The sequence below is a fragment of the Pseudoduganella sp. S-14 genome (assembly GCF_049913285.1).
In the GTDB taxonomy this organism is placed as follows: Bacteria; Pseudomonadota; Gammaproteobacteria; order Burkholderiales; family Burkholderiaceae_D; genus Rugamonas.
Genome location: NZ_CP183991.1, coordinates 1,123,931 through 1,139,667, shown reverse-complemented (window position 1 = coordinate 1,139,667; position 15,737 = coordinate 1,123,931). Strand labels below are relative to the sequence as shown.

The 15,737-nt window shown below is 60.4% G+C and carries 13 protein-coding genes; all 13 read right to left on the bottom strand.

Annotated elements, in window-relative coordinates:
* Positions 1-13: 13 nt before the first annotated feature.
* Positions 14-763, bottom strand: coding sequence for an SDR family NAD(P)-dependent oxidoreductase (locus tag ACN9MZ_RS05260; protein WP_426341201.1), 750 nt, complete (start codon positions 761-763; stop codon positions 14-16).
* Positions 764-2,059 (bottom strand): FAD-binding oxidoreductase, encoded by a 1,296-nt coding sequence (locus ACN9MZ_RS05255; protein ID WP_426342866.1) that lies wholly within the window; start codon positions 2,057-2,059, stop codon positions 764-766.
* Positions 2,053-3,486: a UbiA family prenyltransferase gene (locus ACN9MZ_RS05250; protein WP_426341200.1), complete on the bottom strand. Its 1,434-nt coding sequence runs from the start codon at positions 3,484-3,486 to the stop codon at positions 2,053-2,055. Before ACN9MZ_RS05250 ends, ACN9MZ_RS05255 begins: the two co-directional genes overlap by 7 nt.
* A gap of 53 nt (positions 3,487-3,539) precedes the next feature.
* Positions 3,540-5,159 carry a hypothetical protein gene (locus ACN9MZ_RS05245; RefSeq protein ID WP_426341199.1) on the bottom strand — a complete coding sequence of 540 codons (1,620 nt, stop codon included), beginning with the start codon at positions 5,157-5,159 and terminating at the stop codon, positions 3,540-3,542.
* A gap of 75 nt (positions 5,160-5,234) precedes the next feature.
* Complete coding sequence (locus tag ACN9MZ_RS05240; RefSeq protein WP_426341198.1) at positions 5,235-7,940, bottom strand: methyltransferase domain-containing protein; 2,706 nt, start codon at positions 7,938-7,940, stop codon at positions 5,235-5,237.
* A gap of 21 nt (positions 7,941-7,961) precedes the next feature.
* Complete coding sequence (locus tag ACN9MZ_RS05235; RefSeq protein ID WP_426341197.1) at positions 7,962-9,338, bottom strand: ABC transporter ATP-binding protein; 1,377 nt, start codon at positions 9,336-9,338, stop codon at positions 7,962-7,964.
* Positions 9,328-10,146 (bottom strand): ABC transporter permease, encoded by an 819-nt coding sequence (locus ACN9MZ_RS05230; RefSeq protein ID WP_426341196.1) that lies wholly within the window; start codon positions 10,144-10,146, stop codon positions 9,328-9,330. Before ACN9MZ_RS05230 ends, ACN9MZ_RS05235 begins: the two co-directional genes overlap by 11 nt.
* A gap of 34 nt (positions 10,147-10,180) precedes the next feature.
* On the bottom strand, positions 10,181-11,188 hold the full coding sequence (gene galE / locus ACN9MZ_RS05225; protein ID WP_426341195.1) for a UDP-glucose 4-epimerase GalE: 1,008 nt from the start codon (positions 11,186-11,188) through the stop codon (positions 10,181-10,183).
* A complete protein-coding gene (rfbC, locus tag ACN9MZ_RS05220; RefSeq protein WP_426341194.1) occupies positions 11,185-11,730 on the bottom strand; it encodes a dTDP-4-dehydrorhamnose 3,5-epimerase in 546 nt (181 codons plus the stop codon). The genes galE and rfbC overlap by 4 nt, the downstream gene beginning before the upstream one ends.
* A complete protein-coding gene (rfbA, locus tag ACN9MZ_RS05215) occupies positions 11,730-12,611 on the bottom strand; it encodes a glucose-1-phosphate thymidylyltransferase RfbA (protein ID WP_426341193.1) in 882 nt (293 codons plus the stop codon). The genes rfbC and rfbA overlap by 1 nt, the downstream gene beginning before the upstream one ends.
* A 13-nt stretch (positions 12,612-12,624) precedes the next feature.
* Complete coding sequence (gene rfbD, locus ACN9MZ_RS05210; RefSeq protein WP_426341192.1) at positions 12,625-13,503, bottom strand: dTDP-4-dehydrorhamnose reductase; 879 nt, start codon at positions 13,501-13,503, stop codon at positions 12,625-12,627.
* Positions 13,500-14,558 carry a dTDP-glucose 4,6-dehydratase gene (gene rfbB, locus ACN9MZ_RS05205; protein ID WP_426341191.1) on the bottom strand — a complete coding sequence of 353 codons (1,059 nt, stop codon included), beginning with the start codon at positions 14,556-14,558 and terminating at the stop codon, positions 13,500-13,502. Before rfbB ends, rfbD begins: the two co-directional genes overlap by 4 nt.
* Positions 14,559-14,562: 4 nt before the next feature.
* Positions 14,563-15,543 carry a glycosyltransferase family 2 protein gene (locus ACN9MZ_RS05200; protein WP_426341190.1) on the bottom strand — a complete coding sequence of 327 codons (981 nt, stop codon included), beginning with the start codon at positions 15,541-15,543 and terminating at the stop codon, positions 14,563-14,565.
* Between the last annotated feature and the right edge of the window lie 194 nt (positions 15,544-15,737).

Genomic DNA, 15,737 nt, shown 5'->3' with positions numbered 1-15,737 from the left:
GGGCGCTGGCCACTCAGATGTCCATCTTGTTGAAGATGGCCCGCGGCAGGTTGGCGATGACCAGCATGATCAGCGCCCACTTGCCTGGCGTGTACAGGACCGGTTGGCCTTTGGCGCTCGCGGCCACGATCTGGCGCGCGACCGACTCCACGCTCGCCATGCCGCGCTGCGGCATGTGCGCCGTCATCGGCGTTGCCGTTGGGCCCGGCTTGACCAGCACGACCTTGACAGCCGTCCCCGCCAGGCGGTGCTGCAAGCCTTCCGCATAGCGCGTGACCAGTCCCTTGGCCGCACCGTAGACGTAATTCGATTTGCGGCCGCGCTCGCCTGCCACCGAACCGATGATGGTCAGGGTGCCGCGATTGGCGCGCTGCATGTGCCCGGCAAAGGCTTCGGCAAACAAGGCCGGCGAAATGCCGTTTACTTCCATCGCCTCGGCTGCCAGCGCCAGGTCGTCCTGGCAGGCTTGCTGGTCGGGCAGGGAGCCGTGCGCCACCAGCACCACGTCAGGCACGCCGCCGGCCACGATGCCCTCCACCGTCGCGCGGATCTGCTGCGGCTCGCTGAAATTCGCTTCCACCACCGTCACCGTCGACTGCGGGCTGCGCACGCGCAGGTCGGACGCCACGGCTTCGGTTTTTTCGCGGTTGCGGCCCAACAGGGTCAGGTGCACGGCCTGTCCGGTCGCCCACAGGCGGGCGCAGTGTTCAGCCATGGCCGAGGTTGCCCCGACGATGACAATGCTTTTCTTGTTCTCAGACACTTAGTTCCCCATTAAGCGGCGCGACATCGCGGAACTGATGCCCGGATCGCGGTATTGCAAAAATTCGGCGAGGCGCGGGTAGCCGGCCTCGAACAATGCGCGCGGCATGCGCGCGTCTTTGGCCATATAAATGCGGCCGCCGGCCTCGGCGACGATGGCGTCCAGCCGCTCGAACAGGCGCAGCGTGCGCTCGCCACGGTTCGGGAAGTCCAGCGCCAGCGTCACGCCCGGTTGCGGGAAGCTCAGCATGCCCAGCGCCTGCCGTTTGCCAAAAGTCTTCAGCACGGCCAGGAAGGAACCTTCGCCGCTGTCGCTAATCGCTTCCAGCATGGCTTTTACCGCCGCGTGGCCAGTGGCGCGCGGCACTACGCTCTGGTACTGATAGAAGCCTTTGGGGCCGTACATCCGGTTCCACTCATGCAGGTTGTCGAGCGGATAGAAGTAGCTCTCGTAATGCGCCACGCCTTTGCCGGAACGGCTCTTCTGCAAGTTGTAGTAGGCAAAGTTGAATGGCGCCAGCGACAATTGGTTCACCAGCGACACCGGCGGCACGAAGGGCATGGTGCGCGCTTTGGCACGCGGCACTTCGCGCCCCTCGATGGCGCAATGATTGGCGCGCAGGAAAATCCCGCGCCCGTTCCCCGACAGGCAGTCGATCCACGATACCGTGTGCTCCCAGCCTGCCTCCGACTCGTCGGCGAGGCGGAAGAACTCCTCGAGACTGGTATACGGCAGGGTTTCCGTTTCCAGCCATGGGCCGGCCACGCGGCGCAACTGGAGTTCCGCCGTGCTGATCACACCGGTCAGTCCCAGCCCACCGACGGTGGCAGCAAACCATTCCGGGCTCAGCTCCGGCCCGCAAACGATGTGGCTGCCGTCAGTGCGCAGCAATTCGATGTGGCGCACATGGTCGCCGAAGGAGCCGACCGCGTGATGGTTCTTGCCATGCACATCGTTGGCAATCGCGCCGCCGACCGTGACCAGCTGGGTGCCCGGCGTGACCGGCAGCATCCAGCCGCGCGGGATGGCCATGCGCTGTATATCGCGCAGCAAGACCCCAGCCTCGCAGCGCAGCAGGCCCGAGTCCTGGTCGAAGCTGATGAAACGGTCAAGCCCCGTAGTACGCCACAGCAGTCCACCCGGGTTAAGGCAGACGTCGCCGTAGCTGCGCCCCATGCCGTGCGCCAGACCGGGTACGCCAGGCTGCAATTGGCGCGCTACCTGCCCGCGCTCCGTCAACGGGCGCACCTCGTGCTCCCACTGCCCCAGCCGCCCCCAGGAAGACACCATTACCACGGCCACCCTGCCGTCCCTACTGCCAGCACTGCCGCGAAGCAGGCGCCGGCAAACAGGCTGGCTTTGTCCTTGACTGCGAACACCAGCGGGTCGTCGTGCATGTGGCCGCGATGCGCCTGCATCCACATCCAGCTGACCCAGAACAGCATGACGGGCACCGCCCCCCAAACGATTTCGGGAGTTCGGTACAGCATCACCACCGCTTCGCTGTTAAGGTACAGCGCCAACACCACCAGTGCAGCATAGCCGGCGCAGACGCCCAGCATCTGTATCAGCGGCGCGTCGGTCGTGTAGTAACCGCGGCCATGTGCCTTTTTCTTGCCGTGCAAGACCTGAACCTGTAGCTCCGCATAGCGCTTGACGAAGGCCAGCGACAAGAACAGGAACACCGAGAAGGCCAGCAGCCAGAATGACAATGGCATGCTCAGCGCGGCGGCACCGGCGATGATGCGTAGCGTATACAGCAGCGCCAGCGTGACGCAATCGACCAGCATCAGGCGCTTGAGCAGCCACGAATAGGCGCAAGTCAGCAGGAAATACCCGGACAGCCAGGCAAAGAAACTGCCGCCGACCTGCCATGCCACCGCCGCGCTTGCCGCCAGCAGCAAGGGCGCGCACAGCACGCCCTGCCAGGCCGGCACCTGGCCGCTGGCGAATGGACGGTTGCGCTTGCGCGGGTGCTGGCGGTCGCTCTCGAGGTCAAGCAAGTCATTGGCGATGTACACCGAAGAAGCGCACAGGCTGAACGCGATAAAGGCTAGCAGCAGCGCCATCCAGTTTGCCGGGTCCGTGAACTGGTGGGCGGCGAACAGCGGCACGAACAGGAGCAGATTCTTCAGCCACTGGTGCACGCGCAACACGCGGCGCCACGCCGCGAAACCGGCGCCCGGTGCAGCGAAAGAACGCTCCACCTCGCAACAATTGGCTGCCCGCCTGGCCAGCTCGGGCGGCGCGTTGACCACCACGGCGCGGCGCGCAGCGCGCCACACGGGCAGGTCGGCATGCGAGTTGCCGGCATAATCATAGCCGGCCTGGCCGAAGCGCTGCACCAACGCATCGGCCTTGTTCTTGCCTGCCAAGTTGACCGTACCGTCGCTGGCCATGACCTCGTCAAACACACCCAGGTGGTCGGCGATGGCGTTGGCGATCGACTGGTCGGATGCGGTGCACAGGATCAGCTTGCGGCCGCTGCTGCGTTCCTGGCGCAGCCATTCCAGCAAGGCCGTATTGTATGGCAGCGAGGCAGCGTCGAACTCGCCGTGCTGGGCCAGGCGGCGTTTCAATACAGCCTTGCCGCGCGCCAGCAGGAACGGAATGCGCAATACCTCGGCCGGCTTGTCGCGCAAGGTCCGCAACGCCGACTCGTGCAGCATGTCGGTGTGGATCAGGGTACCGTCAAGGTCAATAATCAGCGGCAAGGTATTCATTGCGCGACCCGATACGGCTGGGAAATGGAATGGGCGTTAATCATCAGATATTCTTAATTGACCTGAAACACAACAGTACGAGACTTTTTATTGCTGCGTGTATTTTTAATATAAACAACTTTTTCGCCGGATGAATTAAAAAGTTCCGGCGGCACGTTGGTCGTTACCACGGTGCCGGTTGCGTTGGCCAGGACCGGGAGTTCAACGTCGGCAAACACCAAGGTGCAAGAATGTTCGCAGTTTTCGGTCGTGGCCCATAAAGCGCTCTGGCCGTCTGGCTGCTGGTTGAACGGCATGCCCTTGCTGGTCTGGGTCGGGCCGATTTCCAGCAAAACCGGCTGCGATTCGAGCATGCGCTTCTGCTCATCGGTGCAAAAGACGTCGCGTAACACCTTGAGGTCGCTGTCGGTCTTCACATTGCCCATGAATGCCAGGCCCTCGTCTTTTCCACTGCACAGGTTGACGTGCGAGCTGTTAAAGTAAGCATAGCGGTCCGGCGCACTGCGCCATTCCTTGCGATAGCTTTTGCTGAAGGAAACGACGACCAGGACGACAATCAGGAGCGCCAGCCTGGAATGGTCTTTATTCTGTTTCCTGGCAAATAGCAGCAAGGCCCCGATCACCAGGGTGACCGCCGACGGATAATAACGGGGAGCATTGGGCTGCCAGATGCCCGACTTCAGTCGGGCATAGGCAATAGCCAGGCATGAGGCCAGGCCGAAACCGATCAGCAGATAGCCCAGGACATGCTTTTCTTTTTCCTGCCAGGTCGCTTGCACAGCGTAGGCGGCGCCCGCCAGGATGGCCACGCCAAAGCAGATTGAGCGGACATCATCGCCGCGTTCAGTGAAGGAATAGAGGGCGTTGGCAAAGAAGGCCGGAAAGTAAATCAGAAAATTCTTTGCAGTGAGCAAGGATGGCATAGGGCCGGCTTCCAGCGCGGAGCGCATATAGCTGGCCACGATCAGCAGGAAAGCGGCACCGGCGGCGACAATGACAATCCTCAGCTTATTGGTTTTAGCAATCAGCAGCAGCGACGCCAGCACCAGCACGAAGGCCATCAAGCCGCCACCGGTCGAAATAAATGACAAGAAGGCGCATGCAATTGCCAGCATCGCATAGCGGTCCTTTTCGGTTTCAGAATACTTGGCAACCGCATAGAACGCCGCGCATGCGAAGAAGACCATTACTGCGGCGCTGACTTGCATCGCCATGTACAGATTTTCAAACTGGCGCGGGCTGCCAAGCGCCAGCGCGATCGCGACTGCCACGTACACCCGCAACTTGGGTGCGATGCGCGGCATGCTGTAACGGGACAGCAACAGGGCGGTCAAGGCAATGAAACCCGCCTGCAAATACATGCTGACACGCCAGTCGAGCTTGTAATGTACGACCAGCCACAGCCATGATTTCAGCAAAACATAGACGTGGCCAAAATGCGGCCGGAAAATTTCATTGACATCGATCGCGCCCTGTTTCGCCGACGCGTACAGCTTGTAGAAATAAAATTCATCCGAAAAAGGCGTGGCACATGCGCCCCTGATCAAAAGCAGCACCAGCAACAGCCCAATGCCGGCTGCGCTCAGGATGGCAAGCATCCGGCCGTCCTTCAGCCAGGATGTAGCACCTGATTTTCCATCCGCCCCGGAGCTGGCGGCGTTATTCATAGTCATAGCGGATAACCATTCAAAGAGACCTTGTTCTTATTCGAGCGAACCATGAAGGTTCAGTTTCAACATGGCACGGCATCACAAGCCGTGCGGCGCCATGCTGCTGGCTGCCAGGCCAACCAGTCCGGCTTCACTGGCGGCGATCATGTCCGAATACTGCGTGTTCTGGATGCCCCACAAGGTCGAGAAGACTTCCTCCCTGTGCCCGACCAGGAAGGGCAGCGCGACCACCACCCGCAAGCTGGCCTGGCGTTCCAGGTACTTGTCGATGGTGTTGGTCTGGTCATCCCGGTGCTCCGGATTCCATGCAGCCAGAACGCCGAGTGCCTTGCGGCTGTACACGTTGCAGACCATGCTGATCATCCTGTCGATGGTGACAAAACGCATGCCTTGGAAAGTTTCCACGTTCAACACCCTGACGTCGGGGTGCAAACTGGCAATGACGCCGGCAAAGACATCCCATTGATCGCCCTTGGCATCGAGGTACGCATGCACGGTGCGCATTTTGTCTTCGAAATCGGGGGGCAACAAGGCGTCATCTTCCAGCACGGTCAGGCGCTCGATGTCACTCTTGAGCGCATGCCGTGCCAGGTTGGCATAGGACAGGCCGCAACCGACCCAGCTTGGGCGCAGCCGCACGCCGTCGAATACGACACAGCCGTCAGGACGGTTGGCCTCGAAGATGCGGCGGCGCGCAATGGTTTCAGGCATCGACAGCGCGATGCGGGCGGCATCGGCCGGCAGCGGCAAGCCGTCGCCCGCAATCTTGCTCGGCGACAAAAAATTCATCGCGGTCAGGAAACGGTCGAACATGAAGGTGAAGCGCGTTGCGCCAAGCAGCGCAGCCTGGCTGACCGCCGCCGGCGCGAAGCCCTGCTTCAAGGCGGCGCGCACGGTGTCCACCATGCCCGCCTCATCGCCCTCTTCAAAGAACGCCACGGCCCCGGCCAGGTCCGGGTATTCGGCCTGGTCCTGCGACGACTCCGACACCACCGGGACCCCCAACGAAAGGCATTCCTGGATGCGCGGCATTTCCAGCAGCGCATTTTCATAATAATGCAGGTTGATCACCACCCGGGCGCGGCGGATCTCCTCGATCATCTCCAGTCCGAACACTTCGCTGCACACGCGCACATCAAAGTGCTGGCGCAGGGTGTCGAGCATGGCGCGCCTGCGCGGCGAGCTGTTCGGGTCGCCGTAGAACAGCACGTCATACAGCTTTTCCGGGGCCGGCAAATGCTGCATATAGCTGGCATCGGCGCCGACCGGCAAATAGTGCACGTGCGGATAAGCGATGCCTTTGCCTGCCATGAACTCGATATTCACGAGAGCGTACTCGAGCACTGCCAGCGAATTCTCCAGCATGTGCAGGTAGTCAGCCGTAAACCAGCGCGAACTGACCGACTGTTCCATCTGGTATGCAATCCGCTTCTCGCCCGGCGGCAGCTTCTTGAACATCTGCGGGCAGATCACCACGTACATATCGTGAGGGAAGCCGGCCGGTTCGCTGGTCATGACATCGGCTTCCCAGCCGTGGGCCCGCAGGCGCGAAGCAATCAGGTGGCCGATGAACAGCGTGTGCGCGGTGGCCATCACCCCCCAGCGCTGCGGTGGCCCGGCCACCGCCACGGATTCGAGGGCCAGGTCCGCGCGCCGCGCCTGGAGGCGGTTGCGCAGACCGGCCAGGTCGCCGCGCGCGACATAGCGCAGCGCGTTGCGTGCACGGCGCGCGGTGCGGCCGGCAGCGGCCACGCCTGTCATCAGTACCCGCAGCGGATGCGTGATGCGCCACGATTTGGAGCGGTACAGGCGCGACAGCTCGTCGGCCGCTCTTGCCCGTTCGGTCTGGGCCTGCGCCATCAAGGCGCCGATGGCGGTCAGCTCCTTTTGCAGGGCGGCCTGGGCCGTGTGCTCGTAGGCGTTCTGTTCGCGTAACGCGCTCTCGCGGGCATGCGCGGAATTAAGCTGATCGTTTAGGTCGCGCTCGCGGCTTTGTGACAAGTTCAGTTGTTCGAGCAGCACGCGCTCATTGTCTTGCACGGCGGCCAGCTTGTCCGCCATTGCCATCCGTTCGCCCTGCTGCTGCGTCATGCTTTGGATGAGGCTCGATGCATCGTCCTGGGACCGGTGCAGGGCCTCGAACGCGCGCTGCAATTGCGCCTTCAAATCTTCCTCGAGCAAGCGCACCGGATGCGATGCGGTCTGCATCGAACGGTCGGTGCGGCGCTGGAACACACCCTGTTTGATCGCCACGCAATACAGGTCGTGCGTTTCTTCGCCGACCGAAAATTCGATCATCTGGAACAGCTTGGGCACGTCCAGCGCGCTGCGTACATCCTGCTCGTCCAGATTGCGGTAGTAGTCGGCCCATTCGTCATCGACCGAGGACAGCAAGGGAGCGTCGTGCGGCGTGGTGCGGCGCGTACCGTGTTCCGGGCGGCCCGTGGTCGCGCAGGTCATCAGCAGCATGCCGCCGGGGCGCAACATGCGCACCGCCTCCTGCAAGGTCAGTTCCCAATGTCGGTCGTGCTCCAGGCACTCGGTCGAAACGATGACGTCGAAGGTTTCAGCGGGCATGCCCAGCAGGTGGCCGGGCGAGACGATGTCGACGTTGCGTCCTTCCGCCACATCAATGCCGAGGTATTGGCAGCTGGCATCGAACAGGTATTGGTTATTGCCGTTCAGGTCGAGCGAACCGATATCAAGCGCGAGCACGCCGTTGAAATAATGCGGGAAACGCGCTTTTACCGCGCTGCAGAACGCCTTTTGTTGCGGATGGGCCATGTACTCTTTTTCCTTATTGGCTCAGTTATTGCTCAGTTTTGTGTGTGGCTGGTACGCTGTCAGCGCGATATCGAGCATCGGAATGCCGACCAGCCCGGTCGATGCGCTGGTGGATTCGGACTTGAACAGCACCGCATCGTGCATCCAGTGGTGCTGGACATGCTGCTCCTGGGTCCCGCTGGCGATGGCCACGTTGATGCTGTAATCGCCGACCGGCAGGATCGGCATCGCAAAGCGGAAGTCAGCCTGGATTTCTTCCCCGCTACAGCACGTCTGGGGATCGGTCGCGTAGCTCAGGTAAGTATTGTCGCCAAACAGCGCCTGCCCCAGCCGGTCTTTCACAACGAAACCGATGATCGGCGCGTCCAGCTGTTCCAGCGCACTTGCCACCACGCGCAGGGTCACCTCTTCGCCGCCAACCACCCAGGCCAGCGGCGCGCCGTCCGCATCCAGGAATTCCACGTTGGTGATCTGCGCGCCGCCCTTGCCGAACGAAGCGGAAGCCGGGTCGAACTGGAATACCTGCAAGTCGTTCCGCAAATTGCTGTGATTGATGAATTGCTGGCGTTGGTCTTTCCGGACCGACGCACGGCGTTCCTGGCTGCGCGGCGCGGCTGCGGTGGCGCGGTCGCCTTGCTGGGCCTCATAGAACGCTTGCAAGTACCGCTCGCAGACCTCCTTCGGCGCGCCTTCTTGCACTACCTTGCCTTTTTCCAGCCAGACGGCAAAGCTGCAAAAATTCTTGACTGCGGCCGTGTCGTGGCTGACAAACAGCACCGTGCCATTTCTCATGAACTCGCGCAGGAAGCGCATGCATTTCTGCGTGAAGAATGCGTCGCCGACCGCCAGCGCCTCATCCACGACCAGGATGTCGGCATCGACATGGGCAATCACGGCGAAGGCCAGGCGCACCATCATGCCGCTGGAATAGGTCTTGACCGGTTGCTCAATGAAATCGCCGATATCGGCAAAGGCGACGATGTCGGCAAAGCGTGCTTCGGTTTCTGCGCGGGTCAACCCGAGCACAGCGGCGTTCATGTAGACATTTTCACGCCCCGTAAACTCAGGGTTGAAGCCCGACCCCAGTTCCAGCAGGGCGGCAATGCGCCCGTGCGTCGTGATGCTGCCATGGGTCGGATTGAGGGTGCCACAGATCATCTGCAGCAGCGTCGACTTGCCGCTGCCGTTGCGGCCGATGATACCGACGGTTTCCCCTTTTTTGATTTCGAACGAAACGTCCCTGAGGGCCCAGAACTCCTGGTAATACCGTTGGGCTTGCTGCCCCAGCAGGCGCTGCACGCGCGGATAGATTGACTCTTTCAGTCGATCATGAGGTTGTGCATAGACTTGGTAACATTTGCTGAGGTTCTCGACCTTGATCGCAATTTCAGAGGACATCAGCAAAACCCTTTCGCGTCTTTTGGAACCAGGCAAAACCCAGCCATGCCACCACTGCGGCACCCAGCAGATAGAGCAGGTAATTGGCCAGGTCCGGCATCCGCCCCCAGAACAGCACTTCGCGCGCCTGCTCGATCGCAGGCGTCAGCGGATTGACCTGCAGGAACAGGCGGTACTCCTGCGGCAGGGATTCGGCCGAATAGAAGATCGGCGAAAGAAACATCAGGACCGTCGTCAGCACGCCAATCACCTGCGCCACGTCGCGCAGGTAGACGCCAAGGGCGGCCAGGCACCAGGAGAGTCCCATGATGAACAGCAGCAACGGCAGCGCAACCAGTGGCCACAGCAGCACGGTCGCATGGGGCATGCCGAACAGGATCGCATAGGCCAGCAGCCAGACAAGCAGGCTGATCAGGGTATGGAACAAGGCCGAACCCAAGCTGACCCAGGGCAGGATCTCCAGTGGAAAGACCACTTTTTTCACATAGTTCGCGTTGGACAGGATCATGCTTGGTGCGCGGTTGAAGCACTCGGCGAACAGGTTGAACATGATCAAGCCGGCGAACAGCACCAGCGCGAACTCGGTCTTGGAATCGCTGCCGGAATGCCAGCGCGCCTTGAACACCACGCTGAAGACAAAGGTGTAGATCACCAGCATCAGCACCGGATTGAAGAACGACCACAGGATCCCCATCAGGGAACCACGGTAACGGCCAACCACTTCGCGTTGGATCAAGGCCTTGACCAGGGTACGGTTGCGCCACAGGCTGGCGCCAATCTCCGCCGGAGATAAGGAGAAACTCTGCATCAGTCAACCATCTCCAACAACTGCTTCTTACACTTCATACATATCCTTCAGGATTTTGTTCTTGCCAGTTCCAGTGATCACGGCACATATCGGCCAAGCCGCGCTGTGCTTTCCAGCCCAAGAAGCGCTCGGCATAGGACGGGTCCGCGTAGCAAGCGGCGACATCTCCCGCACGGCGCGGCGAGACTCGGTAGGGCACCGCACGTCCGCTAGCGACCTCGAAAGCCTTGACCACCTCCAGCACGCTGTATCCATTTCCAGTGCCGAGGTTGATTTCCGTGCATTGCGGTACGTCGAGCCGCTGCAGGGCTTTCAGGTGCCCCAAGGCCAAGTCGACAACGTGGATATAGTCGCGCACACCGGTACCATCGGCGGTGGCATAGTCGCCGCCCCACACATTCAGGAAGTCGCGACGGCCGATCGCAACTTGAGCTACAAACGGCATCAGGTTGTTCGGCGTGCCTAGCGGATTTTCCCCGATGCGCCCGCTGGCATGGGCACCTACCGGATTGAAGTATCGCAAGATGGCGATGCGCCAGTCCGGGTTGGCCCGATACAGGTCGCGCAGCATATCTTCGATGAAAAGCTTGCTACGCCCGTAGGGATTCGTGGCCGACAGCGGATGATCCTCGGCCAACGGCAGGCGCTGCGGGTCGCCGTACACCGTGGCAGAAGAGCTAAAAACGATCGTGTTGACGCCGCAGTTATGCATTGCCGCCAGCAAGCGCTGGGTGCCGACCACATTGTTATCGTAATAGCGTAGCGGCTGCTCAACCGACTCGCCGACCGCTTTCAGGCCGGCAAAGTGAACGACGGCCGTGCAGCCATGCTGGCGCAAAGCCGCCTCGACCGCGTCCTGGTCGCGGATATCGCCGCGCACCAGGGTCAATCGGCGCCCGGCTAGCTGTTCGATCCGCTTGAGCGCTTCCGGGTGGCCGTTGCTGAAATTATCGAAAACAAGCACCTGATGCCCGGCCTGTAGCAGCTCGAGGCAGGTATGGGAACCAATATAGCCGGCACCACCGGTCACCAGAATCGTCACGCAAATACCTCGGCGCTGCGGAAAGGCGTGCCCTTGGCATCCTTGGCCGACAGCGATGGCGTGCCGTGGAACCGCCAGTCAATCGCCAGCTCGGGGTCATTCCAGGCGATGCTGCGCTCATATTGCGGGGCGTAGTAATCGGTAGTCTTATACAGGAACTCGGCGCTGTCGCTGAGCACGACGAAGCCATGGCCAAACCCTTCCGGCACCCACAGTTGGCGCTTGTTCTCGGCGCTCAGGATTTCGCCGACCCATTGTCCGAAGGTGGGCGAGCTCTTGCGCAGGTCGACAGCGACATCGAACACGGTTCCGGCTGCTACGCGCACCAGCTTACCCTGCGCCTGCTGGATCTGGTAATGCAGGCCGCGCAGCACGCCCTGCGCCGAGCGCGAGTGGTTGTCCTGCACAAATTTGACGCTGCGGTTTATCTCTTCTTCGAAACGCGCCTGGTTAAAGCTCTCGTAAAAGAAGCCACGATCGTCACCGAACACCTTAGGCTCGATCAGCAACACATCGGGAATATTCAGACGGGTCGCCTTCATTAGTACACCTTTTCTTCCAGGATGCGTAGCAGGTATTGCCCGTAGCCATTCTTAGCCAACGGACGGGCCAGTTTTTCCAGCTGCCCTGCGCCAATCCATTGCTGGCGGAAGGCAATTTCTTCCGGGCAGGCTACTTTCAGGCCTTGGCGGTTTTCCAGGGTTGCAATGAACTGCCCGGCCTCCAGCAGCGACTCGTGGGTGCCGGTGTCGAGCCAGGCATAGCCGCGGCCCATGATTTCAACATTGAGCTTGTCCTGTTCCAGATACAGGCGGTTCAGGTCAGTGATTTCCAGTTCGCCACGCGGCGATGGCTTCAGGCTCTTGGCCAACTCGGCCGCCTGGCTATCGTAGAAATACAGGCCGGTCACGGCATAGTTCGATTTCGGCTTGGCTGGTTTTTCCTCCAGCGAAAGCACGCGGCGCTGCTCGTCGAACTCAGCAACGCCGTAACGCTCCGGGTCTTGCACATGATAGGCGAATACGCTGGCGCCATCGGTGCGCGCCATGGCATTGCCGAGCAGGTCCTGGAACTCGTGGCCATAGAATATGTTGTCGCCCAGCACCAGCGCCGACGGTTCGTTGCCGATAAATTTCTCGCCGATAATGAAGGCTTGCGCCAAACCATCGGGTGACTCTTGTACAGCGTATTCCAAGTTGAGGCCCCATTGTTCACCATTGCCTAGCAGTTGCTGGAAGCGCGGCGTATCCTGTGGCGTGGAAATAATTAGGATGTCGCGGATGCCGGCCAGCATGAGGGTGCTGAGCGGGTAGTAAATCATCGGCTTGTCGAATACTGGCAGCAATTGCTTGCTGATTGCCAGCGTGGCCGGGTGGAGCCGGGTACCGGAGCCGCCAGCGAGGATAATGCCTTTGCGTTTCATGCGGTTTTCCCGTTCAAGAGAGTTGATCGATCAGACGATCGACATATACTTGCCAGGCTGGCATTTGCAGGTCGAGTGCGCTGCTCAGCTTGCTGGTGTCGAGACGCGAATTGCGCGGCCGTCTGGCCGGCAGCGGATAAGCCTCGGTCGGGATTGGCTTGATCTGCGCTGCGGCGACCTTCAGCGCCAAGCCGCGAGCTTGCGCGCGCTCGATAGCATAGCTGGCCAGGCCATGCCAACTGGTTTCGCCGGCAGCGGTCAGGTGATAAATGCCATCGGCCAGCGCGCCGCGGCGATAAGCCGCGATGGCCAGTGCCGTGACATCGGCAATCAGCTCGGCCGAGGTCGGCGCGCCGAACTGGTCCGCAACCACATTCAAGCTGTCGCGCTCGCCGGCCAGGCGCAGCATGGTTTTGATGAAGTTGCCGCCATGGACCGAGAACACCCAACTGGTGCGGAACACCAGCGCCTTGCAGGCGCTGGCGAGAATGGCTTCCTCGCCGGCGCGCTTGCTGCGGCCATAGGCGCTTTGCGGCGCGGTGGCATCGTCCTCAATATAGGGGGCCTGCTTGTCGCCGTCGAAGACGTAGTCGGTCGAATAATGCACCAGCAAGGCGTCATGCGACCGCGCATATGCGGCCATCGCAGACACTGCAGCGGCGTTAACGGCCATTGCACCAGCCTCATCAGCTTCGGCGCGGTCCACGGCCGTATAGGCAGATGCATTAACGATGACGTCGGCGGCCTGGCTCTCGAGCACCTGGTTCAAAGCAGCGGAATCGCTCAGGTCAAGAGCGTCGCGCCCGAGCACCACCAATTCGCCCAATGGCAGCAAAGTGCGCTGCAGCTCGTGCCCGACTTGGCCGTTCTTGCCAATCAGCAGGATCTTCATGCGTATTGTTTTTCCACCCAGTTGCGGTAGTTGCCGCTGGTGACGTTTTCGACCCAGTCCTGGTTGGCCAGATACCACTGCACCGTTTTACGGATTCCAGTTTCAAAGGTCTCGGCCGGCTTCCAGCCCAGCTCACGCTCCAATTTGCTAGCATCGATCGCATACCGCTTATCGTGGCCAGGGCGGTCCTTGACGAACGTGATCTGGGTCTTGTACGACTCCCCATCGGCACGCGGCTGCAGTTCGTCGAGGATGTCGCACAGGGTGTGCACCACCTCGAGGTTGGCTTTTTCGTTGCAGCCGCCGACGTTGTAGGTCGAGCCCAGCACGCCGGACTCCAGCACGCAGCGGATTGCGCTGCAGTGGTCTTTGACGTACAGCCAGTCGCGGACCTGCTGGCCGTCGCCATAAATCGGCAGAGCCTTGCCCGACAGCGCATTGTGGATCACAAGGGGTATCAGCTTTTCCGGGAAATGGTAGGGCCCGTAGTTATTCGAACAATTGGTGGTTAGCACCGGCAAACCATAGGTGTGATGATAAGCGCGCACCAGGTGGTCACTGGATGCCTTGCTGGCCGAATAAGGGCTGTTTGGTTCGAAGCGGTGCTGCTCGGTGAAGGCAGGCGCCTGCGGTTCCAGCGAACCATAGACTTCATCAGTCGACACGTGGAGGAAGCGGAATGCCGCCTTAGCTTCGCTTGTAAGATCTCCCCAGTAGGCGCGCACGACTTCCAGCAGATTGAAAGTGCCAACAATATTGGTCTGGATGAATTCCCCCGGGCCATGAATCGAACGATCCACATGGCTTTCGGCCGCAAAGTTCAGGATGGCGCGTGGCTGGTGCTCAGCCAACAGGGCTGCAAGCTTCTCACGGTCGCCAATATCTGCGTGCACGAAGACATGGCGCGCATCGCCCTCGAGGCTGCGCAGACTGTCGAGGTTGCCGGCATAGGTCAGCTTGTCAAGATTGATTACTTTCTCGTCGGATTGTGCCAGCCAGTCGAGCACAAAATTGCCGCCAATAAATCCTGCGCCGCCAGTTACAATAATTGTCATTTTGTCAAATTTTCTTAAAAATTGCCGCCGCCAACAGACCAAGATTACCCATCAGGGTCTGACGATGAATACCCGACTTCTTCAAATATACCAGTCGCGGTATCAGCGAGCGTTTCCGCGCCCCGGCAAGCAGTTCAAGCGTCTCGCGGCTCTCGGGCGTGAGCCTGCGTTGCAGCCGCTGCAATGCTACCAAATGGCGCTCATTCCAGGTGCGCAAATGACCGCGCCACAGCATGCGCATGCGCAGCCGGCGTGCCGCCCACGTCGAATTGCTGCCCACCGCATTGCTGCCGTGCTGTCGGTAGCGCAGCGAAGGATACGCATCGTACATGACCCTGCCGCCGCAGCCGGTCACGACCATATAGGCCCAGCTATCATGCGAAACCACTTCGATGTTTTCGCCAGCTTCGCGCAACAGGCGACGCGCGGCTTCATTGAACACCATGGTGTTGGCGCCGCCAATGTTCTGGACCAGCGCATTACCAAAGCTTGGCGGCCGGGAAAACAGCGGCGACAGGCCGATGTCGCGATTTTCTGCATCAACCAACCGGGTACGCGAGCAATACAAGGCCGGCACATCGCTGGGAATACTACTCAGCCAATCCAATGCCCGCTGTAACTTGTCAACTTCCCAAATATCATCCTGGTCCGAATAGGCGTAACAATCGGCCTGGATATCAGCCTTGCAAGTCAGAGACAGGAAATTACAAACGAATCCTTCCGCCGGCCCGTTATGGATGGACATGCGCTGCGCGCCCCATCGCGCGCGGTAGCGCTCCAGGATTGCATGAGTATCGTCTTCCGAACCGTCGTCCGACACCCATAATTCCCACTTTGGATAAGTCTGTCGTTCGATCGAGTCCAACTGATCGGCCAGAAAATGCTGCCCGTGATAGGTACAAAGCAGAATCGCCACCTTGGGCAAGGCACCGTCATCTTGCATATTTAATACGCCTCCGCTTCTGGCGGCCAGCGTGCCAACCATGTCACTTTAACTACAATATAAGCCTGGCCAACGCAGAAGTCCTATACGGAACCATCATACCGGTCCAAGTATTCTGCCTTTCGCCCCGTAAGTTGGCCAATATTCTAACATCCTGACACATCTACTGCCACTTTGAAGCGTAGCGCGATTCCACCATGGAAATTAGGCTAGCCTGAATGAATCGGTAAGCGCTG

Coding starts and splice junctions, on each gene's coding strand:
- ACN9MZ_RS05230 (WP_426341196.1), bottom strand. CDS start 10,146: ATGCAGAGTTTCTCCTTATCTCCGGCGGAGATTGGCGCCAGCCTGTGG.
- ACN9MZ_RS05250 (WP_426341200.1), bottom strand. CDS start 3,486: ATGAATACCTTGCCGCTGATTATTGACCTTGACGGTACCCTGATCCAC.
- rfbB (WP_426341191.1), bottom strand. CDS start 14,558: ATGACAATTATTGTAACTGGCGGCGCAGGATTTATTGGCGGCAATTTT.
- ACN9MZ_RS05245 (WP_426341199.1), bottom strand. CDS start 5,159: ATGACTATGAATAACGCCGCCAGCTCCGGGGCGGATGGAAAATCAGGT.
- rfbC (WP_426341194.1), bottom strand. CDS start 11,730: ATGAAGGCGACCCGTCTGAATATTCCCGATGTGTTGCTGATCGAGCCT.
- ACN9MZ_RS05240 (WP_426341198.1), bottom strand. CDS start 7,940: ATGGCCCATCCGCAACAAAAGGCGTTCTGCAGCGCGGTAAAAGCGCGT.
- ACN9MZ_RS05200 (WP_426341190.1), bottom strand. CDS start 15,543: ATGGTTGGCACGCTGGCCGCCAGAAGCGGAGGCGTATTAAATATGCAA.
- ACN9MZ_RS05235 (WP_426341197.1), bottom strand. CDS start 9,338: ATGTCCTCTGAAATTGCGATCAAGGTCGAGAACCTCAGCAAATGTTAC.
- rfbD (WP_426341192.1), bottom strand. CDS start 13,503: ATGAAGATCCTGCTGATTGGCAAGAACGGCCAAGTCGGGCACGAGCTG.
- rfbA (WP_426341193.1), bottom strand. CDS start 12,611: ATGAAACGCAAAGGCATTATCCTCGCTGGCGGCTCCGGTACCCGGCTC.